The organism is Sphingopyxis sp. BSN-002 (assembly GCF_022024275.1).
Classification (GTDB): domain Bacteria; phylum Pseudomonadota; class Alphaproteobacteria; order Sphingomonadales; family Sphingomonadaceae; genus Sphingopyxis.
This window is the reverse complement of the sequence record NZ_CP091804.1, coordinates 3,261,613-3,284,438: the sequence shown is the minus strand read 5'-3', so window position 1 is coordinate 3,284,438 and position 22,826 is coordinate 3,261,613. Positions and strand designations below refer to the sequence as shown.

General features: G+C 63.8%; 23 protein-coding genes. 11 read left to right on the top strand and 12 right to left on the bottom strand.

Features of this window, described 5'->3' with window-relative positions; genetic code table 11:
• Positions 1-375: 375 nt before the first annotated feature.
• The 3 genes from L7H23_RS16230 to L7H23_RS16220 all read left to right on the top strand — a co-directional run bounded on the left by L7H23_RS16230 (position 376) and on the right by L7H23_RS16220 (position 3,488).
• Positions 376-885 (top strand): DUF3617 domain-containing protein, encoded by a 510-nt coding sequence (locus L7H23_RS16230; RefSeq protein WP_237836903.1) that lies wholly within the window; start codon positions 376-378, stop codon positions 883-885.
• A 447-nt stretch (positions 886-1,332) separates the two neighbouring features.
• Positions 1,333-2,691: an aromatic ring-hydroxylating dioxygenase subunit alpha gene (locus L7H23_RS16225; protein WP_237836902.1), complete on the top strand. Its 1,359-nt coding sequence runs from the start codon at positions 1,333-1,335 to the stop codon at positions 2,689-2,691.
• On the top strand, positions 2,688-3,488 hold the full coding sequence (locus L7H23_RS16220) for an enoyl-CoA hydratase-related protein (RefSeq protein WP_237836901.1): 801 nt from the start codon (positions 2,688-2,690) through the stop codon (positions 3,486-3,488). Before L7H23_RS16225 ends, L7H23_RS16220 begins: the two co-directional genes overlap by 4 nt.
• Here the strand turns inward: L7H23_RS16220 and L7H23_RS16215 are convergent.
• From L7H23_RS16215 to L7H23_RS16200, 4 genes are read right to left on the bottom strand one after another with little or no spacing between them, the layout of a single operon-like run.
• Positions 3,485-4,582 (bottom strand): acyl-CoA dehydrogenase family protein, encoded by a 1,098-nt coding sequence (locus tag L7H23_RS16215; RefSeq protein ID WP_237836900.1) that lies wholly within the window; start codon positions 4,580-4,582, stop codon positions 3,485-3,487. The two genes, L7H23_RS16220 and L7H23_RS16215, sit on opposite strands and share 4 nt — an antisense overlap.
• A 34-nt stretch (positions 4,583-4,616) precedes the next feature.
• Positions 4,617-5,801, bottom strand: coding sequence for an acyl-CoA dehydrogenase family protein (locus tag L7H23_RS16210; RefSeq protein WP_237836899.1), 1,185 nt, complete (start codon positions 5,799-5,801; stop codon positions 4,617-4,619).
• Complete coding sequence (locus L7H23_RS16205) at positions 5,798-7,459, bottom strand: AMP-binding protein (RefSeq protein WP_237836898.1); 1,662 nt, start codon at positions 7,457-7,459, stop codon at positions 5,798-5,800. Before L7H23_RS16205 ends, L7H23_RS16210 begins: the two co-directional genes overlap by 4 nt.
• On the bottom strand, positions 7,452-8,207 hold the full coding sequence (locus tag L7H23_RS16200; RefSeq protein ID WP_275671210.1) for an acetoacetate decarboxylase family protein: 756 nt from the start codon (positions 8,205-8,207) through the stop codon (positions 7,452-7,454). Before L7H23_RS16200 ends, L7H23_RS16205 begins: the two co-directional genes overlap by 8 nt.
• Before the next feature lie 125 nt (positions 8,208-8,332).
• On the opposite strand from L7H23_RS16200, the gene L7H23_RS16195 reads away from it, so the two are divergent.
• Together L7H23_RS16195 and L7H23_RS16190 are read left to right on the top strand one after the other, a co-directional pair.
• Positions 8,333-8,530, top strand: a complete 198-nt coding sequence (locus L7H23_RS16195) for a hypothetical protein (protein ID WP_237836896.1) — start codon at positions 8,333-8,335, stop codon at positions 8,528-8,530.
• Positions 8,523-9,596 (top strand): AraC family transcriptional regulator, encoded by a 1,074-nt coding sequence (locus tag L7H23_RS16190; RefSeq protein ID WP_237836895.1) that lies wholly within the window; start codon positions 8,523-8,525, stop codon positions 9,594-9,596. Before L7H23_RS16195 ends, L7H23_RS16190 begins: the two co-directional genes overlap by 8 nt.
• Positions 9,597-9,600: 4 nt before the next feature.
• Here L7H23_RS16190 and L7H23_RS16185 read toward each other — a convergent pair whose 3' ends face one another.
• Genes L7H23_RS16185 through L7H23_RS16175 form a run of 3 tightly spaced genes read right to left on the bottom strand, consistent with a single transcriptional unit; the run spans position 9,601 to position 13,942 of the window.
• Positions 9,601-10,404, bottom strand: a complete 804-nt coding sequence (locus L7H23_RS16185; RefSeq protein WP_237836894.1) for an enoyl-CoA hydratase — start codon at positions 10,402-10,404, stop codon at positions 9,601-9,603.
• 14 nt (positions 10,405-10,418) lie between these two features.
• A complete protein-coding gene (locus L7H23_RS16180) occupies positions 10,419-11,648 on the bottom strand; it encodes a cytochrome P450 (protein ID WP_237836893.1) in 1,230 nt (409 codons plus the stop codon).
• A gap of 35 nt (positions 11,649-11,683) precedes the next feature.
• A complete protein-coding gene (locus L7H23_RS16175; RefSeq protein ID WP_237836892.1) occupies positions 11,684-13,942 on the bottom strand; it encodes a TonB-dependent receptor in 2,259 nt (752 codons plus the stop codon).
• 268 nt (positions 13,943-14,210) lie between these two features.
• On the opposite strand from L7H23_RS16175, the gene L7H23_RS16170 reads away from it, so the two are divergent.
• The 6 genes from L7H23_RS16170 to L7H23_RS16145 are packed head-to-tail and all read left to right on the top strand — an operon-like array spanning position 14,211 to position 18,502.
• Complete coding sequence (locus L7H23_RS16170) at positions 14,211-14,729, top strand: nuclear transport factor 2 family protein (protein WP_237836891.1); 519 nt, start codon at positions 14,211-14,213, stop codon at positions 14,727-14,729.
• Between the two features lie 15 nt (positions 14,730-14,744).
• Positions 14,745-15,728, top strand: coding sequence for a thiamine pyrophosphate-dependent dehydrogenase E1 component subunit alpha (locus L7H23_RS16165; protein WP_237836890.1), 984 nt, complete (start codon positions 14,745-14,747; stop codon positions 15,726-15,728).
• Positions 15,725-16,708: an alpha-ketoacid dehydrogenase subunit beta gene (locus L7H23_RS16160; RefSeq protein ID WP_237836889.1), complete on the top strand. Its 984-nt coding sequence runs from the start codon at positions 15,725-15,727 to the stop codon at positions 16,706-16,708. The genes L7H23_RS16165 and L7H23_RS16160 overlap by 4 nt, the downstream gene beginning before the upstream one ends.
• Before the next feature lie 21 nt (positions 16,709-16,729).
• Positions 16,730-16,960, top strand: a complete 231-nt coding sequence (locus L7H23_RS16155; protein WP_237836888.1) for a lipoyl domain-containing protein — start codon at positions 16,730-16,732, stop codon at positions 16,958-16,960.
• On the top strand, positions 16,961-17,746 hold the full coding sequence (locus tag L7H23_RS16150) for an SDR family NAD(P)-dependent oxidoreductase (RefSeq protein WP_237836887.1): 786 nt from the start codon (positions 16,961-16,963) through the stop codon (positions 17,744-17,746).
• The gene (locus L7H23_RS16145) at positions 17,747-18,502 is read left to right on the top strand and encodes an SDR family NAD(P)-dependent oxidoreductase (protein WP_237836886.1); all 756 of its coding nucleotides are present in this window, start codon (positions 17,747-17,749) and stop codon (positions 18,500-18,502) included. It begins immediately after the preceding gene.
• A gap of 74 nt (positions 18,503-18,576) precedes the next feature.
• Here L7H23_RS16145 and L7H23_RS16140 read toward each other — a convergent pair whose 3' ends face one another.
• From L7H23_RS16140 to L7H23_RS16120, 5 genes are all read right to left on the bottom strand, one after another.
• A complete protein-coding gene (locus L7H23_RS16140) occupies positions 18,577-18,909 on the bottom strand; it encodes a diacylglycerol kinase family protein (RefSeq protein WP_237839284.1) in 333 nt (110 codons plus the stop codon).
• Between the two features lie 201 nt (positions 18,910-19,110).
• A complete protein-coding gene (locus L7H23_RS16135; RefSeq protein ID WP_237836885.1) occupies positions 19,111-20,877 on the bottom strand; it encodes a hypothetical protein in 1,767 nt (588 codons plus the stop codon).
• Positions 20,878-21,029: 152 nt separating this feature from the next.
• Positions 21,030-21,392 (bottom strand): transcriptional regulator, encoded by a 363-nt coding sequence (locus tag L7H23_RS16130; RefSeq protein WP_237836884.1) that lies wholly within the window; start codon positions 21,390-21,392, stop codon positions 21,030-21,032.
• Positions 21,385-21,978: a hypothetical protein gene (locus tag L7H23_RS16125; protein WP_237836883.1), complete on the bottom strand. Its 594-nt coding sequence runs from the start codon at positions 21,976-21,978 to the stop codon at positions 21,385-21,387. The genes L7H23_RS16130 and L7H23_RS16125 overlap by 8 nt, the downstream gene beginning before the upstream one ends.
• 147 nt (positions 21,979-22,125) lie before the next feature.
• The gene (locus L7H23_RS16120; RefSeq protein WP_237836882.1) at positions 22,126-22,746 is read right to left on the bottom strand and encodes a TetR family transcriptional regulator; all 621 of its coding nucleotides are present in this window, start codon (positions 22,744-22,746) and stop codon (positions 22,126-22,128) included.
• Positions 22,747-22,826: the final 80 nt, after the last annotated feature.

The window sequence follows — 22,826 nt, the reverse complement described above, 5'->3', positions numbered from 1 at the left end:
GGACGAAGCTCACGCGCTTCCTGGCATCATCATCCAGTCCTCCTTCGATCGACCGTAGCATCTCTCCCGAGTCGAAGAGGATCGTCGCTGCCAGCGGTTCCGGTTCCTTGTCGAGCCGGCTCCTTGCAGCATTTCTGCCGCTGAACATTCTCGCAAAGACATAGCGGGAGATTCATCGCGCCCCTCACGGCTCGAGCGAGATGCGTCGGGACAGAGGGCTTGGCCGGCGGCGGACGCCGACGATAGGTAGGTTTCTAACTTTGGACGTGCATCCCATTGAAATCTTGATACATGCGCGCTCGCACTCGCTTGGGGCGTGAAGCGATTGCGATCTCTCGGGGGACCCAAGAGCAACAATCGAAGGAATATCGAAGCATGAAGAAGTTTTTGACGGTCGCTGCGATCGGAGCGGTGCTGGCATTGAGCGGCTGCGGCAAGAGCGACGATACGGCGGCTGCGCCGGCCGGGACGGTGAAGCGCGAAGCCGGCAACTGGAAGACCGACATCAAGCTGGTCAAGTTCGAGATGCCGGGCGTCCCCGATAATGTGAAGGACCAGATGTCGAAGCAGCTCGCGGCCGCCGGCGGCACCGAACAGTGCCTCACGCAAGAACAGGCCGACAAGGAAGATATCGCCGGTGCCCTGTCGAAGGGCTATGGCGAGGCCTGCACCTGGAACAAGAACCAGATCGGCGACGGCAAGATCGATGTTGCGGGCACGTGCACGCAAGGCGCGCAGAAGGTCGAACTGGCCCTTGCGGGAACCCTTGGCGGAAAGAAGACCGATGTTCTCGTGACCTCGAAGGGCAAGTCGCCAATGGGCGGCGGCGACATGGAAATGGAGATGCAGGTGACCAGCACCAATATCGGGCCCTGCAAAAGCTAAGCTTCTTCGAAAGAACGAGTTGATCAGGGGCGCGGCGCCAAGGCCCCGCCCCTGATCAGCATCGAATCCCTTACCGCTACAATCCGGTCGCCATTGATCGTCGCAGATCGTGAAAGCGCGCGTGGCTGATCGAGGCTATCCGGCGAATTATCATCTGAAATTATAGCTTTCGGCAATCACCGCCGGAAAAGTCCGTCCTGATTTTATGCTTGAAAGCTGTGGCCAGTGGCAGGCTGGCGGCTCTTGAACGGATTTCAACGCTGGCAGACATTCGGGGACGCCTTCCGCAGCGCCGGCAGCAGGCTTTTCATTAAGACCTCGCCGCGTGTCGCCCGATGGTGGGATTTTGTCGCTGCATATCAAGACGGTTCCGAACGGTGCATTTTAGTCTCGGCGCACCATGGAAATAGTCGCGCAATCGCGCGGCATGCCGGAGCCCGAACGCCGATGCCGAACGACAAATATTCGCCCGACGAAGTGCGCGACGATTTCGTTCCCAAAGAGGTGTATTACGCACAGGACTTCGCCGACCTCGAAGCGGACAAGCTCTGGCCGTTCGTCTGGCAGCTCGCGTGCCGCGCCGAAGAGATACCGGATGTTGGCGACTATGTTACCTATAACATCGTCGATGACTCTGTCGTCGTCATCCGCGCCAGCGAAACCGAAATCAAAGCCTATCACAATGTCTGCCCGCATCGCGCCCGGAGGCTGACCGAGGGCTGCGGCAACAACCGGCAGTTCGTCTGTCCCTTTCACGGCTGGCGTTTCGGCCTCGATGGCCGGAACATCAAGGTGATCGACAAGGGTGACTGGGGCGATTGCCTGAAGGACGAGGACATCAAGCTGTCCGAAGTCCAGTGTCAGTCATGGGGCGGCTTCGTCTTCATCAACATGGACGCGAACGCCGAGCCGCTGCTCGACTTCCTGTCGCCCATGCCCGACTATTGCGAGAAGTTCGAGTTCGAAAAGCTGAGATTCCAATGGTATAAGACGGTCGTGATGCCGTCGAACTGGAAGACCGTCCTCGGCTTTTTCAACGAATTCTATCATGTGCAGCAGGCGCACCCGCAATTGCTGGAATTCACCGACGATTATTCGAACAGCGGCGAATTCGGCCGCCATTCGCAGACATGGTTCGAATCCGAAGGCGCGCTTCCGTTCCGCCGGTCCCCCCGCCTTCCCGCGCGGCCGGAACCGCCGATGAAGGAGCATATCGTCACCTTTGCCGAGCAGTACAGGGAAGACCTGCGCACCATGTTGACGCCGCGCAACTATGCGGCGGCGATGCGGGTCCGCGACGAAGTGCCGGCCGAGACGGGCGCCGTCGAGACACTCGCCAAATGGGCGGAATTCCAGATGGAGGCGGCCGCCGCCGACGGGTCGGGATGGCCCGAGGGGCTGACCCCCGAATATATCGAGCGGTCGGGCCTCGACTGGCACGTCTTTCCCAACACCATCTTCCTCCACGGCTTCGTCGATGGTGTCCTCTGGTATCGCGTCCGGCCCAACGGCCGCGATCCCGAAAGCTGCATCTTCGATATCTGGTCGCTCGTCCGCTACGGCCCTGGTCAGGAGCCACCGCTCGAACGTGAATATTATGAAGACTGGCGCGACGGGGACTGGGGGCTGATCTTCCGACAGGATTTCGAAAATATTCCCGAGGTCCAGAAGGGCTTCAAATCGCGCGGCTTCAAGGGCGAACGCACCAATCCCGTGCAGGAGCGGTCCGTGTCGAGTTTTCACAGGGTGCTGCGGCAGTTCCTGCGCGATCCCTATGACAAGCCACCGGTCACCCGGCAAAGATGAGGACGACGATGTACGAAAACTACGAGCATATCCGGTTTGACCGCCGTGGCCGCGTCCTGACCGTGACGATGGACAGCCCGCCGCTCAACGCGGTGGGCCGGGCGCTGCACGACGAGCTCTCGTACGTATTTCTCGACGTGGGGCGCGACGAGGCGTGCGACGTCGTTGTCCTGACGGGAGCCGGGCGCGCCTTCTCCGCTGGCGCGGATTTGCCGGGGCTGCTCAGGGCGACGGAGGACAAGGCGCTGCGGACCGCCCTGCTTTCGCGTGCTCCCGCGATCGTTCATTCGCTGTTGAGTCTCGAAAAGCCCGTTATCGCGCGGGTGAACGGTCACGCGATGGGACTGGGCGCTACGCTGGCGCTTCTCTGCGATGTCGTGATCGCTTCGAACGATGCGCGTATCGCCGATCCGCACGTCGGGATCGGCCTGTCGGCGGGCGATGGCGGCGCGCTGATCTGGCCGCAACTGATCGGCTATGCGCGGGCCCGTCATCATCTGCTGACCGGCGACCCGCTGACCGCGCCAGAAGCCCAAGCGATCGGATTGATTTACAAGGCCGTCGCGGCCGATGCACTGGACGCCGAAGTCGATGCCTATGCCGACCGGCTGGCAAGCGGCGCCACAATGGCGATCCGCGCGACGAAACGGTCGATCAACATGGAGCTTTGCCGCCAGGCGATCGCCACCGCCGAAGCGCATGCCGGGCTCGAGGCCTACACGATGGCATCGAACGACCACCATGAAGCGGTGCTCGCCTTCATCGAGAAGCGCACACCGGTGTTCAAGGGCGACTAGCCGGCCAGTTCCATATAGCGCGCAAGGTGATGCTCGACATCGCCGAAGCTGCGCTCGGACACCATCACCCGCCGCAGATAATGACCGACCGGATATTCGGTCGTCATCCCGATGCCGCCATGCAGATGCACCGCCATGCCGGCGATCCCTTTCGCCGCGTCGAAGGTCTTGACCCAGCAACTCGACACCGCGCGTCGCCGGTCTTCGCGTCCGCCACGATCGAAGACGGCGATGGCGTTATACAGGCTGGAACGGATCGAATCGGCGTCGATATACATTTCGACGACGCCGTGCTGCAGCGCCTGGAAGTTCGCGAGCGGCTGGCCGAACTGGGTGCGCGTCTTCAGATAGTCGGCGGTGATCTCGACCGCCCGCTCGAGCGCTCCCAGCGTATCGGCGCAAAGCGCGAGCCGCGCTTCGTCGAGCACGTCTTCGACCGCATCGACGGTCGTGATGCCCAGCAAGGCATCGGGACCAAGCTCGACCTGCTCGAAACGGACGTCGGCGGCATTGCCGTCGTCGATCGTCGCATAGCGTGTCGGGAAGATAGCGGCATTCTCCATCGTCGCCAAAAACAGGCCCACAGCACCGTCGCCCAGCAACGCCGTCACGAGCAGGCCGTCCGCACCCGCTGCGCCCGCGACCAAGCTTTTGGCGCCGGACAACCGGTACCCGGCGCCTGACGTTACAGCGCGGACTTCGGGCTCCAGCCTGTAGCGACGGCCGGGTTCGTACAGCGCCGGTGCAAAGCGTCGTTCGCCGCTTGCCATCGCACCCAGAAGATCGAGGCGCTGCTGCCCCGCGGCGACCAGATCGACCAGCCCGGTCGCAAGGACGGCCGAGGCGATATAGGGTTGGAGTGACAGGGCCCGGCCCATTTCCTCGGCGAGGATCAGCACATCCTCGATATCGCCGCCCAGTCCCCCGGCATCTTCGGGCGCGAGCAACGCGAGCCAGCCGAGATCGGCATAGCCTCGCCAACCCGTACCACCAGCGGCACCGTCGCCGCGCCGCCGCGCCGCGAAATCATCCGCGAGATAGCGCCGCGCACCGTCGCGCAGCATGTCCTGTTCCGGACTCAGGGCAAAATCCACTCGCTCAACCTTTCTGTGTCCTGCAGCCGGCAAATCATCGGAACAGCGTGCTCCAGATGATGTTGCGCTGAATCTCGTCGGAGCCGCCGAAGATCGTGGCGGCCCACCAATAGAGATATTGGGTGGTGCGCCCCGCGGCCGCCGGCGGCGCTCCGGCGACGAGCGGGGTTCCGTCGTCGGGGGCGAACCGCGGCACGACCTGCGGTCCGAGGATCGCCATTTCGAGGTCGGTGGCGCGCAGCAGATACGCTGCCCCGCGGATCGAGATCGCCGACGCCGCCGCGCCCAGCGCAGGCCCCTCCTCCCCGGCCAGCACGCGCAGCACCGACCATTCGAGCGCATCCACATCGATCGCGAGCCGTGCATGACGGCGCCGGTATTCGCCCGCTTCGGCGGCGGGCAAGCCGCGACACAACTCGTCGTCGATCAACGCCGGAATGCGTGCCAGATACCGCCGCAGCATGCCCAGATAGGCATTGTGCGTCCGCTCATGTCCGAGCAGATATTTGGCCTGTGTCCAGCCGCTGTTTGGCTCGCCGATCAGATAATGGACCGGGACGCGAACATCTTCGATGAAGACCTCGTTGACATGCGCATCGCCGTCGATCGTATCGATCGGACGCACCGTCACGCCCGGCGCATCCATCGGCATGATGATCATCGACAGCCCGGCCTGCGGCTTCACTTCCGCATCGGTTCGCGCCAGGCAGATCATATAGTCCGCCATATGGGCGTCGGTCGTCCATATCTTCTGCCCGGTGATCACATATTCGTCGCCGTCGCGCACCGCACGCGTGCGCAGGCTGGCGAGATCCGATCCGGCCTGCGGCTCCGAAAATCCCTGACAGAACCAGCAGTCGCCCTTCAGCATCGGCTCCAGAAACTCGTGCTGGAGCTCCGGGCTACCGAACCGGCACAGCACGGGACCGGCCATCGACATTGCGATCAGGCTGTATTCGGGAGCGTTGGCGAGGCCGCATTCGAGTTCGAAGATATAGCGCTGGATCGGCGACCAGCCCGCCCCGCCGAATTCCGCCGGCCAGTTCGGCGCTGCCCAACCCCTTGCGTAAAGCCGCTGCTGCCACGGATGGACCGTGTCGCGTTTGTTGTGAAAGCCCGCCGCTTCGCGCCGCGCCAGCCCGGGCGGCAGCTCGGCGGCGAGAAAGGACCGGACTTCGGCACGGAACGCCTCATCCTCGGCCGAAAATGCCAGCTTCATATCGCCTTTTCCTTCTCGAGCACTTCGCCTGCCGCGATACGCCGGAGCTGGTCCTTGCGGACTTTGCCCGAGGGCGTTTTCGGGAGATCGTCGACGAGCATCAGATGCTCAGGCGTTTTCTGGCGGGCCAATCCCGCCGCGCCCACCATCGCCGTCACATCGGCCAGGCCGACCGACGCACCGGCGGCCGGAACGATGAAAGCGCAGATGGCCTCGCCGGTCCGCTTGCTCGGCATCGAAACGACCGCGACTTCCGCGATCAGCGGTGAGGAAAACAGCACATCCTCGATTTCGCGCGCGCTGATATTCTCGCCCGCGCGGATGATCAGATCCTTCTTGCGGCCGGTACAGACGATGTGATCACCGTCGACGAGACGGCCGAGGTCGCCCATCCGGAAATAGCCTTCCCCGTCATAGGCATCCTCATTGTCTTCCAGCCGCGCATAGCCGAGCGCCATGCTGGGCTCGCGCACCAGTATCTCGCCCTCCTCGCCCGCTTCGAGCGGCATGCCGGTCGCGATATCGACGATCTTGACCTCGCAACGGAGAAGGCGCCCGTCGGTTTCGGCCGCCAGCCGCATATCGTCGCGGGATGCCGGGCCGGCGGTCATCGTCGGCGCTTCGGTCGCGCCGAAAGTCCGGAACGGGATGCAATTCGGAAACTGCCGCGCCGCGTCGTAGATCAATTCGGGCGGGACAGATGCGCCGCCGCACAGGAAGTAGCGGAGCGACGGCACCGTTTCACGGCGCGCGCGCGCGACGGCGAGGAAGTCCTGCAGAAAGGGCGTGGCGCCCAGCATGAAGGTACAGCGGTGCGCGGTCACCAGATCCAGCGCACGTTCGGGTTCCCAGATATCGACGATCACGGCGGGGACATCGATGATCCACGGCGCGTTCAGGGCCCACAGAAAACCGCTGACATGGGTGACCGGTGATGGCGAGAAGATACTGTCGCCGATGCCCAGACCCATCGCCGCGGCCATCTTGACCGAATCTGCGCCGATGCTGTTGTGCGAATGCAGCACCCCCTTTGGCCGGCCCGTCGTACCCGAAGTGTACATCAGCAATTTAACCGCGTCGGGATCGACCTTCCGGGCTGTCGTCAAAGGCGCCCCGGCGAGTATCTCGTCGAAGCTCCGCAATCCTTCCGCCGCGCTGCGAACGGTGATCACCTCGGGCGCACCATCAAGATCGGGCGCGATCCGCGCCATCATCGCGGCATAGTCGAAGCCACGAAAAGTCCCGGGCACGAACATCAGCCGGCTCCGCGACTCGCGCAGCATGAAGGTCACTTCGGCGTCGCGGTTGATCGGGACGATCGGGTTCACGACCACGCCCGTCATTGCCGCCGCAAGGTTGATGACCGAACATTCCCACCAGTTGGGCAGCTGAAACGAAACGACCTCGCCCGGTTTCAGCCCGATAGCATCGAAATAGCCGGCAAGCCTTTGCGCACGATCATGGAGATCGCCGCAGGAGAGCCGGTGCTCGCCGTCGATCAACAGGACTCGCTCCGGGTTGGCGGCCACCCGCTCGGTAGCGAAATCGGCGATCGTTCGATTGGTCCAGTCGCCGTCGCGAACGGCGCGGTCGGCGCGGTCGGGATTCCAGCGCGTTCGCCAGCCACCGGCGTCCTCGCGATAGCGGCGGTCAGCCATGAAGGCGCCGCGTCGCCGAGCGATCGATTTCGGCGCGTCCCTCGGCAACGAAGGCCCGGCGCCGTGCGATCACGGGTATGTCGGCCAGCACGTCGACAACCCGCGCCGACAGCGGCGCGTCTCGGAAACCGGGGCGATGAAAGCGAATATCGCCGTCCCCGGACCAGGCGCGTTCGTAGTGCCAGCGCATCACATTCATCATCGGGTGATCGACGTCGGGTTCGGCCGCGTCACCGGGGATCAGTTTCCAGCCGAAGGTTCGCACCTCCGCCGCGCTCTGGTTCACCCGCACCAGGGCGTCGGCGGACAGCGGACGCAAGCCCGAGACCTCGCCCTCCATCAGCACCGCGTCATATTCGGACGCCCGGAAGCGACGGCTATCGTCGCTCCGTTCGATCGCATCCATCGCCGCGGGCAATTTCGCGAAGCCCATGAACTCGCGGCCGCTGATCAGCGCGCCCGGCTCGGTCACCCACATCACGGGAGCAAAGCCCGACGGGCGCTCGTCATCGCCATGCAGCGCGCTCACCGACACGACGATCTCGCGATATCCGCGGCCGCCCAGATAATCCACGTCGCTGTAATCGATGCGGGTAACGGTGACGACCGGCTGCCCCGCGGCGCGAAAGAAGCGCGGCAGCAGCCGCTCCGCCGCCGCGACGCTAGTCTCGAAACCGATCGATACGACCTCTGCGAAAGGTATGAGGCTGCGGTCAGGCACCGGACTCGGACCGAAAAGAGCCGGCATATCAAATCGCTGCGTTGCCAAAACCATGCTCCCTTCGACCGCGAAACGGGCGTTGCGGCGAACATAATGGAGCGGCTCGGGCGCATCTTGGCGGCGGGCGACATTGACCTGACATCCGGCGACCCTTGCCGCAGAAAACCGCCGGTTTCGGGGGGGCGCATCACGGCAACATCACCCTATGCCGCCTGTCGGGCAATATCTTGATTTTTGACGACAAAGAGCAGATGATTCGCGTCGTAACGGAGCGCGGCGATTCTTCGCGAATGACGTTCCGGACAAGAAATGTCGCCGAAAAAGGGCGTCAGGGAGAGCAAAATGGCTAGCACTGCAAAGCTTCTCGACAGCGATCACGAGGATGCCGGCGTCAAGACGGCACTGGTTCGCGCGGACATCCTGCGTCTGTATCCGGAGGTCGTAAGCCGGCTCGGCGGCGACCCCGAACCCCTTCTGGCAAAGGAGAGTATCTCGCCCGAGATTTTCGGCCAGACGGGCGCGATGATTTCCTACCGCCGTGCGATCCGGCTGTTGCACCGGACGGCTATCGAACTTCAGCGACCCGACTTCGGGATGGCCTTTGCGTCATATCAAGGCGGTACGGCGGTCCTCGGCCCGCTCGAAGTCGCCATGTCCAACGCGCCGACGCTTGGCGACGCCTATCGCTATTGCGCCGACCATCTGCGCACCTACAGCCTCGCCAGCGAGCTGACGCTCGAGAATGAGCGCGGCAGCGGCCGGCCCTATATCCGCTGGGAAATCTGCCTCGACCGGCTGCCCCACCAGGAACAGGCGATCGAACAGGGGATGGCGCTGATGCACCACGCGATCCTCGCGCTGTCGGGCGGAAGCGTGCGCGCGCGCGAAGTGTGGTTCGGCCATGATTATATTTCGGCGCCGACGCGCTACAGCCAGTATTTCGGCGCGCGCGTCGAGATGAACGCTCCGTTCAATGCGATCTTCCTCAACCGCGCCGACCTTGCGGCGCCGATCGCCAATCGCAGCCAGCAGCTGTACGATATGGCGACCTCCTTCATCGACACCCAGTTTCCGGATTCGGCGCGACCGCTGTCGGGCCGCGTGCGATCGGTCGCAGCCCGGCTCCTGTCGCATGGCGGCAGCCTGCACGTCGACGTTGCAGCCGCCATCGGCATGCACCCGCGCACGATGCAGCGCCGATTGAGCGAGGAAGGCGTCAGCTTCGAGGATATCAAGGACGAGGTGCGGCGCGAGGCTGCCATTCGCTACCTCGGTCAGCCGACGATCCCGCTGACCCGCGTTGCCGCGATGCTCGGCTATAGCGAGCCATCGGTGCTGACGCGCAGTTGCCACCGCTGGTTCGGCGCCAGTCCGCGCAAGTTTCGCAAGGATATGTCGACCGACGTCGAACTCTGACGCGCTATCCGGCGAGCAGCCGCTTGCCCTGATCGACCGCAGCGCCGAGCCCGCGCGTCACGGTCGAAAGATATTCGCGGCTGAAATGCGAGAGCTCGTGCGCCGCAAAATGGGCCTCCAGCGCGGAACGGAATCCGGCAAGATCGTGCCCGTGGTTGAGCGATCGCTTCGTCAGGCGAATCCCGAACGGCGGTGCCTCGGCGATGCGCGATGCCAGCGCCATCGCGGCGTCATCCAACTCCGCGACCGGCGCGATCCGGTTTACGAGTCCGATCACATGCGCCTCGGCGGCGGTCATGCGCTCGCCCGTGAACAGCATCTCCTTGGCGCGCCGAAGTCCCATCACCCACGGATGGACGAGTATCTCGACGGAAGCCGCACCCAGGCTGTGAACCACCGGGTCCGCGAAATAGGCATCGTCCGACGCAACCATCAGGTCGCACATGTTCGCCATCATGAACGCGCCCGAAACACAGGCGCCCTGCACGCGCGCGATGGTCGGCTTGGGGCAATCCCAGATTTTCAGGCACAGTCCGTAAAAATGTCTTTCCTCATAGGCCCAGCGCTCCTCGACCGACAGGTTGGCGCGCTTCTCCTCGCCTTCGCGCAGATCATGGCCTGCCGAAAAATGACCGCCGATGCCGCCAAGGACGATGACGCGCACCGAAGCGTCGGTGGCTGCACGATCGAGCGCGGCTTCGATCTCGGTCAGCATCAGCTGGTTCTGCGCGTTGCGCTTGTCGGGCCGGTTCTGTTCGATGACAGCGACGGCACCGGTCTGGCCATATTTAACGAGCTCGTATGTCATGGGATGAAAGCCCGTCAGACAGGATCGAAAGCGATTTCGAGCCGGCTGGGCCCAAAGGCGAAGAAATGGGCCTGCCAGGATACGCCCGCCTCGCCGCGCGCCAGGCGCAGGTTCTTCATGCGCTGGAGCAGCCGGTCGATCGTGATCCTGAGCTCGCCGCGTGCGAGCAGATTGCCGACGCAAAAATGGGGCCCGACGCCGAAAGCGAAATGCCGGCGCGCGTTCGTCCGCCGGATATCGAAGCGATCGGGGTCGGGAAATATTGCGGGGTCGTGGTTGCCCGCGCCAAAACGCAGCACGATGATCGAATCCTTGGCGATCGGCACTCCGCCAATCTCGGTATCGCAGGTTGCCCGGCGCCAAAGCCCCTGAACCGGCGCCGCAGTTCGCAGAACCTCCTCGACGAAGTTGGCGATGAGCGACGGGTCGGCGCGAAGCTCGTCCTCGAGGCCCGGCGTGGTCGCGATCCGGTGCATCGCGCTGGCAAGGGCGCCCACTGTCGTGTCGCTTCCGGCCGGCAGCATCTGCTCGACGATCTGGATGATCTCTTCGATCGCCAGGCGTTTGCCGTCCACCTCCGCATGGACCAGATCGTTGAGGATGCAAGGGCGCGGAACGTCGCGATATTCCTCGATGCGCTCGACCAGAAACTGCTGCAGTTCGCAAATGGTGCGCGTGATTTCGACCTGACGCTCTTCGCCGTTGTTGGGGTCGGCTTCCTGCACGATCGCGTCGGCCCAGCGCTTAAAATCGGCGAACCGCTCGCGCGGCAGACCGATCTGGTCCGACAGGACGTGATTGGGAATCTTGACCGCAAGATCATAGTAGAAATCGGCCGCACCCGAACCGATCACCTGGTCGACCATTTCGTCGACCACGCCTGCCAGATATTCCTCCATCCGCTTGACGCTCGACACAGTGAACACCTTGTCGACGAGCGAGCGGTGAAAGCTGTGGATTGGCGGGTCGGCCACAACCAGCGCGGTTACCGGCAAATAGCCTTCCTCGCGATAGATGGCGTCGATCCGTTCCTGATAGGGCGCCGTCTTGACGAGCAATTGCCCCGTAACGCTGGAAAAGGTCTTCGTATCCATCGCGGCCTTGCGGATATCGTCATAGCCGGTGACGATGTGGAAGCCGTTCGATTTGTCGTAATAGACGGGCCCCGCCTCGCGGATCTCCTTATAGGCCGCAAAGGGGCAACGCTGGATATCGGGGTCGTTGAAACTGATCTCCGGCGTCACGCCTTGCTCCCTCCCGATCGCTGCCGGCATCGCGGTCAGAAATCATATCCGACGGTGATGCCGAACTCGCGCGGCTCTTCATAGGTGGCACGTGCGGCACCGGCCGAAATGGTTGTCGAGCTGAACGATTTGGCGTTGGTGAGGTTATGCACCCACAGCGACAGCCGCAAACCGCTGTTGTCGGGCTTGTACGCAATTTCGGTCGCCACACGGGCATAGGCGCCCTGAACCAGCAGATCGAACGCGTCATAGGGCAGATATTTGCTCGAATAATGGACGCTGGGTGTGATCGTCAGGTCGCCGCCACCGACACGGCCGGTGTAGGTGACGCTGGCAACGGCGCTGACTTTCGGCGCACGGACCAGCCGCTGGCCGCTGACGTCGGCCACCACCGAGGGAAGTCCGCCCGCCGTGATCACCGGCTGATAGCCGGCCGCGTTCGGGAAGCTGCGGAAATCCGCCTTGGGCATCCATGTCACGCCTCCCCGCGCGCTGAACGAAGAACCGAGATCGACGGTCCCGTCGAATTCGACGCCGAAGATCCGGGCCGAGGCGGCGTTGGTCGGGATGATCGTCGTGCCGGTAAACGACTGGATCTGCAGATCCTTATAGTCATAGAGGAACGCCGCGAGATTCAGCGAGTAGCCGGGCTGCGCCGTCTTGTATCCGACTTCATAGGCGGTGATCTTTTCGGGATTCACCGGATCGCCGACGGTCAGGATCGGCAGGATGCCGCTCTTGAAGCCCTTGCTGAAGGTCGCATAGATATTGCTGCGACCATCGAGCGCGTAACGCAGGCCGAGCCGCGGCGTGAAGCTGTCCCAGCTGGGGTTCGCAAAATTGGTGAACGGCGAACCGAAGAAGGTGATGTAGCCCTTCTTCTTCTCGTAGCTGTAGCGCAGGCCCGCGGTCAGCGTGAGCTGGTCGGTCAGGTCGATATCGGCTTGCGCGAAAATGCCATAGGCGCGGGTCTTGACGCGGGTCGTCGCGATCAGCAGCGGATTATAGACGACGGTCGGCGCACCGGGCTGGGCGCCCCCGCTGAAGTCGCTGATCACCCCGGACAGGTCGCCGTTGCTGCTGAAGAAGTTGCCGCCCACGACGAATTTCACGCGCCCCATCTGTTCGGACGTGAACAATATATCCTGCAGGAAATTGTCGTTGGGCTGCGTATCGGCGAACGCGATGCACGCGAACGTCATCGGCGCCGCGGCAAGACACTGCGGCGAATAGGACGCGTCGACGTCGACGCGTTCGCGGTGCCGGCTGAGCGTGTAGCTGGTCGTCGACGTCAACGTACCGGCGCCGGTGTCGATGTCGATCTTCAGCGCGCCGCCGTAATTCTTGATCTCGGTCAGCGGATCGGGCGCGTCGTACGCATATTCGAAGGGCCGCGTCCCGAACACCGCATCGGGATAGAAAGCGCCCGCGGTCAGGCCACCCACCGGCAGCCCCGCGCTGCCATGATCGCTCTTGCGGTGCATGTAATAGCCGCTGAGCAGAACCGAAACATTCTCGGTCGGCGTGAACAAGAGCTTGCCGCGGAGCGTGACCGATTTCAGCCAGTCCATGCGATCGGTGCCATAGGCGTTCTGGATCGCCGTCGGCAGGCTGTCATAGACGATGTTCGTCGAATAGCCGTCGACATTGCGATAGGCGAAGGACAGGCTCGCGGCGAGCTTGTCGGCAACGATCGGCCCGCTCACATATCCCTTCACCCCCAGATCATAGGACGAACGGCTGGATCCCGAGCCGTCGTACAGCCCGGCGGTTGCCGAAACGCTGCCTGTGGTCGTGAAGCTGGGGGTCTTGGTGAAGATCTGGATCGCGCCGCCGGTCGAATTTCGCCCGAACAATGTGCCTTGCGGCCCCTTGGACACTTCGATCCGCTCGACGTCGGGCAGGTCGATCGAGGCGCCAGCCTGCGTCCCCTCATAGACACCATCGATATAGAGCGCGATCGGGTTGTCGGAACCGGGACCGGTAACGAGGGTCGTGATCCCGCGCAGCGCCGGCTGCACGAAATTGCCTTGCGCCTGGAAGGTCAGGCCGGGCGTCACCGCGCCGAGGTCGCGCAGATTGTCGACGCCAGCCGTCTCGAGCTGTTCACCGCTTTGCACGACGACCGAGATCGGCACATCCTGCAGCCGTTCGGCGCGGCGCTGAGCCAGCACGATGATCTCGTTGCCGTCGTTGACGGATGTCGCGTCGGCTGGCGGCGGAGTGCCCTGCGCCCATGCGGGCGCCGCCGACGACAGCAACACGAGAGCCACGCTTCCGAGTTTGAACCTCATCTTTTTCCTCCCCAACCGAGCTCTTCTTCTGGTCGCTCTTTTGATCCGTGATCACCGAATAATGAATTTGCCACGCACCGCGCGTCTTTATCTTTGACGACAAAATCCCGATTGCAGGCGGTCCGTGTCGGTCGTTTCGACACCGGGTTCCGTAGCCATCCGGGCGCAGGTCCCGATTGTCGTTCCGAGCGCAAAAATTGTCGCGACCCGTCAAGATGCGCGCCGAACGCGCATTCTAACGTCGGCAGCAAGGGAAGAGGTTTGAAACATGCAGGACGATCTGAACGAGATTCTGAACCATCAGCGAATCCGGCTGGTTCTGGAACGCTATTGCCGCGGCATCGACCGGCTCGACGCCGACGCGCTGGCCAGCGTCTACTGGGACGACGCGCATGACAATCATGGCATCTACAATGGCCCTGCGCCGGGCTTCGCCGAGTTCATCATTCCCTACATGCGTGACCATTGGACTTCCACGACGCACATGATCGGCCAGTCGAATATCGAGGTCGCCGGCAACCGCGCCGCGGCGGAAACAGTCTTTATCGCGCACCACATCCGGCCCGATGGCGACGGCATCGCCGACGATGTCGCGGGCGGCCGATATGCAGATGTTCTCGAATGCCGCGATGGCGAATGGCGGCTGCTCGACCGCGTCGTCGTGATGGACTGGGTCTATACGCACGCCGGTCTCGCCAGCAGCGCGATCGACCCCGATGTTTTCGTGATCGGCCAGCGCGACGCGGCCGATTTTGGATACCAGCCTTACGGCCGTCTTCGCGACTGAAGGATCAGCACCCGCATGACCAACCGACCCGATCCCGACGCAACGACGCTCGTTGCGATCTACCGGCGCATGGCGCTCATCAAGGCCAATGACGAACGCTCGCGCAAGGTGATCATGACCGGCCGGCTCGTCATGCCCTATTACTCGCCGCGCGGGCAGGAAGTGATCCCGAGCGCGGTATCGGCCAACCTGCACGACAGCGACTATATCTGCACCATCTATCGCGGCACCCACGACATGCTGGCGAAGGGCGTGCCGCTGAAAGACCTTTGGGCCGAGCTTGCGGGTCGCGTCACCGGAACCTGCAAAGGCAAAGGGGGCCCGATGCACATCACCCATCCGAAATCGGGGGTGATGGTGACGACCGGGATCGTGGGAAGCTCGATGCCGATCGCCAACGGCCTTGCATGGTCGTCGCAGCTCAACGGCGATGGCCGGGTGACGGTCGCCTATTTCGGCGACGGTGCCTCGAATATCGGCGCCTTCCACGAAGCGCTCAATCTGGCCTCGGTATGGAAGCTGCCCGTTGTCTTCGTATGCCAGAACAATGAATGGGGCGAGCATACCGCCTATGAGAAGGCGACCTCGGCGCCGCGTGTCGCGGACCGGGCGGCGTCCTATTCGATGCCGGGCATCCGCGTCGACGGAAACAATGTGCTCGAAACCTATGCTGCGGCGCGCGAGGCCATCGAACGCGCGCGGGCCGGCGGAGGCCCGACGCTGATCGAGGCGATGACCTATCGTTTTCACGGTCATATCTTCGGCGATGCCGATGCCTATATGGACCCCGAGCGCAAACGGGCGGCGATGGCGGCCGATCCCGTCCCCCGTTTCCGCGCATGGCTGATCGAACAGGGGCACGCCGCCGAAGCCGACCTTGCCGCCATGGAAGCGTCCATCGACGCCGAGATCGACGAAGCGATCGACTATGCGCTGGCAAGCGATTTTCCCGACGTCGGCGAACTGTCGCGCGATGTATTCGCGGCGGAGGCGGCATGATGGGCAACATCACGATCCTCGAAGGCATCAACCGCGCGCTGGCCGATGCCATGGAAGCCGACGAAAGCGTGCTGATCCTGGGCGAAGATGTCGCCGATCCCGAGGATGGCGGCGTACTCGGGGTCACCAAAGGGTTGTCGACGCGGTTCGGCGAGCATCGCGTGCGGTCCACCCCGATCGCCGAGCAGGCGATCGTCGGCGCCGCGATCGGGGTGTCGCTCGGCGGATTCAAACCCGTCGCCGAAATCATGTTGATGAACTTCACGACGGTCGCGATGGACATGATCGTCAACCACGCCGCAAAGCTGCGCTTCATGTCGGGCGGCCAGACCAACGTCCCGATCGTGATCCGCACGATGACGGGCAGCGGCTTTGCCAACGGCGGCCAGCACAGCGACTATCTGGAGGCATGGTTCGCGCACACCGCGGGAATCAAGGTCGTCGCGCCGTCGAACCCGGGCGATGCCTATGGCCTGCTCCGCAGCGCCATCGACGATCCAGATCCGGTGATCTTCATCGAGAATCTGCCGACCTATTTCACCAAGGGCGAGGCGCCCGAAAGCGGGCACCGCGTCCCCATCGGCAAAGCCAGTGTCGTGCGCGAAGGCAGCGACGTGACGGTCATTGCCTATGCGAAAATGGTCCAGGAAGCGGCTGCAGCGGTCGAAACCCTCGCGAGCCGCGGCATATCGGCCGAACTGATCGATCTGCGCAGCATCGCGCCGTGGGACCGAGAAACGGTGCTGGCGTCAGTGAAGAAGACCGGCCGGGCGATCGTCGTGCACGAAGCGGTGACGCCATTCGGTGCGGGCGCCGAGATCAGTTCGGTCATTCACGAAAATCTGTTCCACGCGCTCAAGGCACCCGTTCAGCGTTTGGGCGCCGCCTTCTGCCCCGTCCCCTTCTCTCGCCCGCTCGAAGCCGCTTTCGCGCCCGATGCCGCAGCCATCAAAGCTGCGGTCGTCGCGCTGTTGAAATAGGATCAAAAGGAATATCTCTCCATGGCAGTCGAAGTCCTGTTGCCCAAGATCGGTTTCTCGATGAACGAAGGCGAGCTTGTCGAATGGCTCGTCGCCGACGGCGGTCAAGCGGTCGAAGGCGAGCCGCTTTATGCGCTCGAGAGCGAGAAATCGACGCAGGAGGTCGAAAGCCCGGCGACGGGAACCCTGCGAATTCGCGCAGCGATCGGGGAAACCTATCAGGTCGGCGCCGTCCTCGCGGTCATCGAATAGATGGGCCGGCTCGACGGCAAGGTGGCCCTGATTTCCGGAGGCGCGAGCGGTCTGGGCGCGGCCGAAGCCGAACTCTTCGCCCGCGAGGGCGCCCGCGTCGTCGTCGGCGATATCCAGATCGAGGCCGGACAGAGTGTCGTCGACCGGATCGTTGCCGCGGGCGGCGATGCCGCCCTGACGCCGCTCGACGTGACCAGCGCCGAAAGCTGGCGGCAGGCGGTGCGATTCACGGTCGGGCGGTTTGGCGGGCTGACAACACTGGTCAACAATGCCGGCATTTTTCGCATGGGCGGCGTGCGCACGACCACGCCGGAAATCTGGTCCGACGTCATTGCCGTCAATCAGACGGGAACGCTTCTGGGCATGCAGGCGGCGGCGCCCGAATTGCTCAAGGTCGCGGGCGCGGCGATCGTCAATATCGCGTCGATCTATGCGATTACCCCCAGCCCCGACGCCCTGTCGTATCACGCCTCGAAAAGCGCGGTCCGGATGATGAGCCGGGCGGCGGCGCTCGAATTCGCGCGGCAAGGCATCCGGGTCAACACGATCCTTCCGGGGCGGATCGACACGCCGATCGCCGGCGACATCGCGCCCGAACAACTGGCGGCGGTCAACGCCCGAATTCCCATGGGCTGGACGGGCGATCCGATCGATATCGCGCACGGCGTCCTCTATTTCGCTTCCGATGACGCGCGCTATGTAACGGGGGCGGAACTGATCATCGACGGCGGCTGGTATGCGGGCGCCGGATCGATGATCGACGCACCGGAACCGGAAGGAAGCTAGATGAAAATCGACGGCGTCGCCGCCATTGTCACCGGCGGTGGATCCGGCCTCGGCGCGGCCACGGCAAAGCTGCTCGCCGCGCGCGGCGCAAAAGTCGCTATCCTCGACCGCGACCCTGTTGCGGGCGAACGGGTCGCGACGGAAACAGGCGCTCTGTTTGCCGAATGCGATGTCACCTGCGAAGCGAGCGTAAAGACGGCTCTCGACGCAGCAGAAGCGCGCCACGGCACCGCGCGCATCCTCGTCAATTGCGCGGGAATTTCGGACCTGATCAAAACCGTCGATGACAGCCGGATGCCCCATTCGCTCGATGCCTTCCGGCGGATCATCGACATCAATCTGGTCGGAACATTCAACACCCTGTCGCAGTTCGCCGCGAGGCTATGTGCGGCCGATCCGATCGGCGAAGAGCGCGGGGTGATCGTCAACACATCGTCGATCGCGGCCTTCGACGGCATCGCCGGGCAGGCCGCCTACAGTGCATCGAAGAACGCCATAGCCGGAATGTCGCTGCCCATCGCGCGCGATCTGGCTCCGCACAGGATCAGGATTGTCGCCATCGCGCCGGGCACGTTTCTAAGCCCGATGGTCGAAGCGCTGCCGCAACAGTACAGGGACGCGCTCGCCGCCGCCGTCCCGCACCCCAGCCGGCTGGGCCGTCTGGAAGAATTCGCGGAATTCGTCGAGACGATCATTGCCAGTCCCATGATAAACGGCACTTGCATCCGCCTCGATGGCGCAGCCCGCCTGCAGTAAGTTCCGACAAGCTCCGCTGCGCGGCCGGGCGCGAAATGTGCGGGCCAGTTCGGCGGCGCTCACGCCGGCGACGGTTAGCGGAGACCCTTGATCGCCTCCTCCCCGCATAGGGGGGAATGGTGAGCCCGCACGCTTGGGACGTGCGGTGCGAAGACGGTGATGCCGATCAGTCCGGCACCGATCGCGCTTACAAGAACTGCACCCGCCGCAACATCCTTCGCGGCCTTGATCGCCGGATGAAAGCCTTCGCCGATGGCATTGCAGCATTGTTCTATCGCCGTGTTGAGCGCCTCGGTCGCGACGACGAGGGTGATTGCGACGATCAGCCAGCGCCATTCGGACAGGTCGAGGCCAATCCACAGGCCGAGAACCAGCACGAGCATGGATGCGCACGCATGAATGCGCATGTTCGGCTCATTGCGAAGCGCGAAGGACAGACCCGCAACGGCATGGCGGACGCTGTTTATGCGCCCGCTCCGCATGGCCGGCCGCTGCGCAGCATCGTCATGCAGGCGCCAGGCCAGCGGACTGGGCCGCCAGGCGGCGACGGGAAACAGGACGAGAGCCAGCAGCCCGGCAATCAGGGTGCAGCAAACCATATTGCCTCCTCAGACAAACAGCTCGATCGACAACTGCGTCCGGCCGCGAAGTTCTATCTCGATCGTCGCGACACCTGACGGGTCCGCGCGGAGAAACTTCGGCTGCGCCAGCCCGGTCAGATAGTGCCGGCCGGGGAGCAGGCCCCCGATCGCGATCGTCGACACCGTGACATCGCTGCCCGGATACAACACCAGATCGAGCGACCGCGCGCCCGCGACCGCGCGCGCGATCAGCACATCGGGATAGTTTGTCCTGACCAGCCGAGGACCGTCCTGCTCCCGCGCGGCGCCGACCATCGTGCGTAACCTGTCCCGGCCGATGCTCCGCGCGATCATCTCGAGGCAATGTGCCCAGAGCGAAGCGCGATCCCGGTGAATCACGCCCCTATCGCTGCGCAATGGGCATTCGGTATCGAGCCGCGCAAGGCATTCGTGCATCACCCCCGCATCGCCCATCTCGGCGGCAGCCGCTGCTGTTGCGGCGTAGCCCGCAGCCCGGCTGAAACCATAGTTGCCGACATCGATCGGCCAGAAGAGTTTGCGCCAGTCCCGCCGGCCGAGTTCGGCGCGCACCGCGTGCCATTGCTCCTGCGCCAGATCCGGATCGAGCGCATTGAGGAAAAGGCAGGGGAAGCTCTGCATCACGATCCCGCCGGGCGCGGGGGGAGCAATCCCGGTCAACGCAGAGCGAAAAGCGATGAACCGTCCGTCGGCTCGGGTAGCTTCGCGTAGCAAGGCCTCCCGGAAGTCGTCAGCCATCCCCGTCCAGCGATCGGTGCCGTTACGGGCGCCGGCGGCCTTGATTCCCGCAGCGGTGATCAGGTTGCAAAGCGGGTATATCCAGTTGGGCTCGCACGCGAGCAGGCCATAAGGCGACATGCGATATTGGTCCGCAAGCCGCCCCGCGATCCGATCCAGCGAATAGCGGCGCCATTCGCGACCTTGCCGATGCAGGACGAGATCGTCCGGCAGACCGGAAAGCGACATCTGCAGCGCAGTGAAACCCGAATACATGATATTCTCGTCGGGAACCGGATCGGCATCGAGCCGAAGCCGCCCCCACGCATTTTCAAGCTGCCAGTACCGCCACAAACGGTGGTCGCCGATCTTGTGCAGCAACTTGCCCTGCGCCGCCTCGAAGCAGGCACCAGCCGCGGGCGCATAACGCGCTTGCGCCGCCGCGAGCGCATAGGACAGGAAATTGACCTGATAGCGTATCGCGGCCGTCTGGAACTGATCGCGCCATTCAAAGCCGCGAAAGTCCCCGGCGGGCTGGAGCGCCCGGTCGAACAGAAGACGCTGGCGCCGAAGGTCTTCAACCGACAGTTCGCCTGCCGTGCCGGGCGTCGGCGCCATGTCCCAACCCGCTGGAGCGGCGTGGACCCGGCGCGGCCGCCGGCGCCGCGGACGCAGCCATACAGCCCCCGCGACGGCCCAGAGCGCCGGGCCGGCGACGAGAGGCCAATCAGCCGACAGCGGAAGAGGGTCGAGTCCTGCCCGCTCCGGATGGCTCGCGAGCAGCGCCGACAGGCCCAACAGCGCCGGCGGCGCGAGGATGTTGCCCGTTCCGAACCAGATCAGCAGCGAGAGGCCGAATGCCGACAGCGACAAGCCAGCCCAGCCAAGGGCGGGCCAAAGCTGATCGGCCGACGCCCATGTGGTAAATCCGAGACCCGGAAAAACGAGGCCGAGCAAGCCGGCCCTTGCCCTGTCGCCGGGATCGCCCAGCAGGATTCCGGCTTCGACCAGCCCCACGAGCAGGCCATAAAACAGCAAAAACCGCCCCTGCCGACGCCACGAACGCGTCGCGCGCACGGAGGTGCAATTATGCAAATAACTTTGCATTGCAGAGCATGGGTGCAAAAAAAGGGCAGTCATTCCCCGTGTGGTGGGTGCAATTCCGGCGGCGGGGCCTCGATTGTGGTCGCTCATGCCGGCTTCCCATTGGTCCCCGGCACCTTCACCGCATCGCCGCGGGCGAGGAGCAGCACCTGCTCCAGAACCGCGAGATAATCGTCGAAGCGACGCCGTCCTTCCGCGGTGAGTTTGCAGTTCGTATGCGGCCGCCGGCCTTCGAACCCCTTGGTGACATCGATCAGCCCGGCCTCCTCGAGAATCTGGATGTGACGGCTGAGATTGCCGTCCGTCAATCCGCAGAGGTCGCGGAGTTCCCCGAAACCCAGCCCCTCATGATAGTCGGCAAGCGAGGTCAGGATGCCGAGGCGAGCCTTTTCGTGAAGTACGCGGTCCAGCCCTTCGAAAGCGAAGGGAGCCTCTTTCCGGTCAGACATGGTGCTTCCTTCCCGACGAGGCATAAAGCGTCGCAGCGACCAGAAGCTGCCCGATACCGAAAGGCAGCCCCATCATCCACGCGAGGTCGATCGACGCGTCACCGCTGATCGCGAGGCTGATCGTACCGGTCATAAAATAGAAGGCCGCGGGCCATCGCATTGCCGGCGGCAAGTTCCCGAGCGCGGCGCATATGCCGACCGCCATCAGCAATTGCCACAGTCCCGGCAGCAGCCGGGCGTGTTCGGGAAGCTTCATGAGGATGACCGAGCCCGCGATGGCACCCGCCAATCCGACGGGCGCCAGACGTTGCAACGTGCTGTTGATCAGCCGGTCGGCCATCGCGCGATGCAGCGCACGCGCACGGACAATGGCCTCGACCCCGAGCATGAGCGCGCAGACCAGCGCAAGAAGTATCCAGACGAACAGATTTGCATCGCCGCTACGCCCCTGCCAGCCGGCAAGCAGGAAAGCGAATGCGCCGGTAAGCGCCACAAGTTTTGGCGCGAATCCCTCGAACCGCGTGCTGGCGGCCAGCCTGTCGCGAATCCGGTTGATGTCGTTCAGCGCCGAATCGATATCCGTCATGGACACCGCTATAGGCAAATTACTTTGCAATGCAAAGCATGATCACGCGGTTGCCTGATACTTCGGCGCGGGCCGGTTCGCCGGATATCGCCGCCTTCCGGTACCCCTTGGCATCGGACGCAACGACCTGAGGACGAGCCCGACCGCTCAGCGACCTACCGGGGCGAGCAGCGCTGTCAGGCAGAGACCGGCCGCGACGATTTCGCCGTCGGGCCGCGCATAGCCCGATGCGACCCAATGCTTGAGGATCCGCACCAGTCCGCCGGCGACTCCGACCCGCAGCGCGCTATCGTGAACGCCCGCGGTGTCACCCCAAGCCTCTTCGATCAGATCGGCAAGCCCGTCGAGGCTGTCCTCGAACGCCGCGTCGACGTCGGCCCCCGCGCCCGATATCTCGACGAGAAACAGGCGCGCCGACGAGGGATTTTCACGCAGCGCGAGGCAATAGGCGTGAAGCAAGGCGGCCGCACGTTCATGGCCCGGTGAGGCAACCGTCGCAGCCGCCTCGGCAAGGCGCTGGCTGAGCTGATCGGCAACATGCTCATAGGCCGCGACCAGAAGCGCCTGCCCGCCCGGAAAGCTTTCGTAGAAATAGCGCTCCGTCAGCCCCGCCGCCTCGCAGACCCCCTTCACCGACGCGCCGCGAAAGCCCGTCTGTCCGTATACCTCGATCGCCGCCTCGATCAGCCGCGCCCGCCGGAGCGCCCGTCGCTCGGCGGCGGGCACGCCCTTGTACGCTTGTCCGCTTCCCTGTTTCACATCGGTCATTCCGCAACTTTGACATGAGCTATTGTCAAAATCAATCTGACAATGCATATTGTCAGAGTTCGATGCGAATCGCAGCGTGC

What these genes read in the sequence shown, in the direction of transcription:
- L7H23_RS16230 (WP_237836903.1), top strand. Translation starts at nt 376, where the DNA reads ATGAAGAAGTTTTTGACGGTCGCTGCGATCGGAGCGGTGCTGGCATTG.
- L7H23_RS16140 (WP_237839284.1), bottom strand. Translation starts at nt 18,909, where the DNA reads ATGCGCATTCATGCGTGCGCATCCATGCTCGTGCTGGTTCTCGGCCTG.
- L7H23_RS16220 (WP_237836901.1), top strand. Translation starts at nt 2,688, where the DNA reads ATGAGGACGACGATGTACGAAAACTACGAGCATATCCGGTTTGACCGC.
- L7H23_RS16150 (WP_237836887.1), top strand. Translation starts at nt 16,961, where the DNA reads ATGGGCCGGCTCGACGGCAAGGTGGCCCTGATTTCCGGAGGCGCGAGC.
- L7H23_RS16205 (WP_237836898.1), bottom strand. Translation starts at nt 7,459, where the DNA reads ATGGCTGACCGCCGCTATCGCGAGGACGCCGGTGGCTGGCGAACGCGC.
- L7H23_RS16225 (WP_237836902.1), top strand. Translation starts at nt 1,333, where the DNA reads ATGCCGAACGACAAATATTCGCCCGACGAAGTGCGCGACGATTTCGTT.
- L7H23_RS16120 (WP_237836882.1), bottom strand. Translation starts at nt 22,746, where the DNA reads ATGACCGATGTGAAACAGGGAAGCGGACAAGCGTACAAGGGCGTGCCC.
- L7H23_RS16155 (WP_237836888.1), top strand. Translation starts at nt 16,730, where the DNA reads ATGGCAGTCGAAGTCCTGTTGCCCAAGATCGGTTTCTCGATGAACGAA.
- L7H23_RS16160 (WP_237836889.1), top strand. Translation starts at nt 15,725, where the DNA reads ATGATGGGCAACATCACGATCCTCGAAGGCATCAACCGCGCGCTGGCC.
- L7H23_RS16200 (WP_275671210.1), bottom strand. Translation starts at nt 8,207, where the DNA reads ATGCCGGCTCTTTTCGGTCCGAGTCCGGTGCCTGACCGCAGCCTCATA.
- L7H23_RS16185 (WP_237836894.1), bottom strand. Translation starts at nt 10,404, where the DNA reads ATGACATACGAGCTCGTTAAATATGGCCAGACCGGTGCCGTCGCTGTC.
- L7H23_RS16210 (WP_237836899.1), bottom strand. Translation starts at nt 5,801, where the DNA reads ATGAAGCTGGCATTTTCGGCCGAGGATGAGGCGTTCCGTGCCGAAGTC.
- L7H23_RS16190 (WP_237836895.1), top strand. Translation starts at nt 8,523, where the DNA reads ATGGCTAGCACTGCAAAGCTTCTCGACAGCGATCACGAGGATGCCGGC.
- L7H23_RS16145 (WP_237836886.1), top strand. Translation starts at nt 17,747, where the DNA reads ATGAAAATCGACGGCGTCGCCGCCATTGTCACCGGCGGTGGATCCGGC.
- L7H23_RS16130 (WP_237836884.1), bottom strand. Translation starts at nt 21,392, where the DNA reads ATGTCTGACCGGAAAGAGGCTCCCTTCGCTTTCGAAGGGCTGGACCGC.
- L7H23_RS16175 (WP_237836892.1), bottom strand. Translation starts at nt 13,942, where the DNA reads ATGAGGTTCAAACTCGGAAGCGTGGCTCTCGTGTTGCTGTCGTCGGCG.
- L7H23_RS16165 (WP_237836890.1), top strand. Translation starts at nt 14,745, where the DNA reads ATGACCAACCGACCCGATCCCGACGCAACGACGCTCGTTGCGATCTAC.
- L7H23_RS16125 (WP_237836883.1), bottom strand. Translation starts at nt 21,978, where the DNA reads ATGACGGATATCGATTCGGCGCTGAACGACATCAACCGGATTCGCGAC.
- L7H23_RS16170 (WP_237836891.1), top strand. Translation starts at nt 14,211, where the DNA reads ATGCAGGACGATCTGAACGAGATTCTGAACCATCAGCGAATCCGGCTG.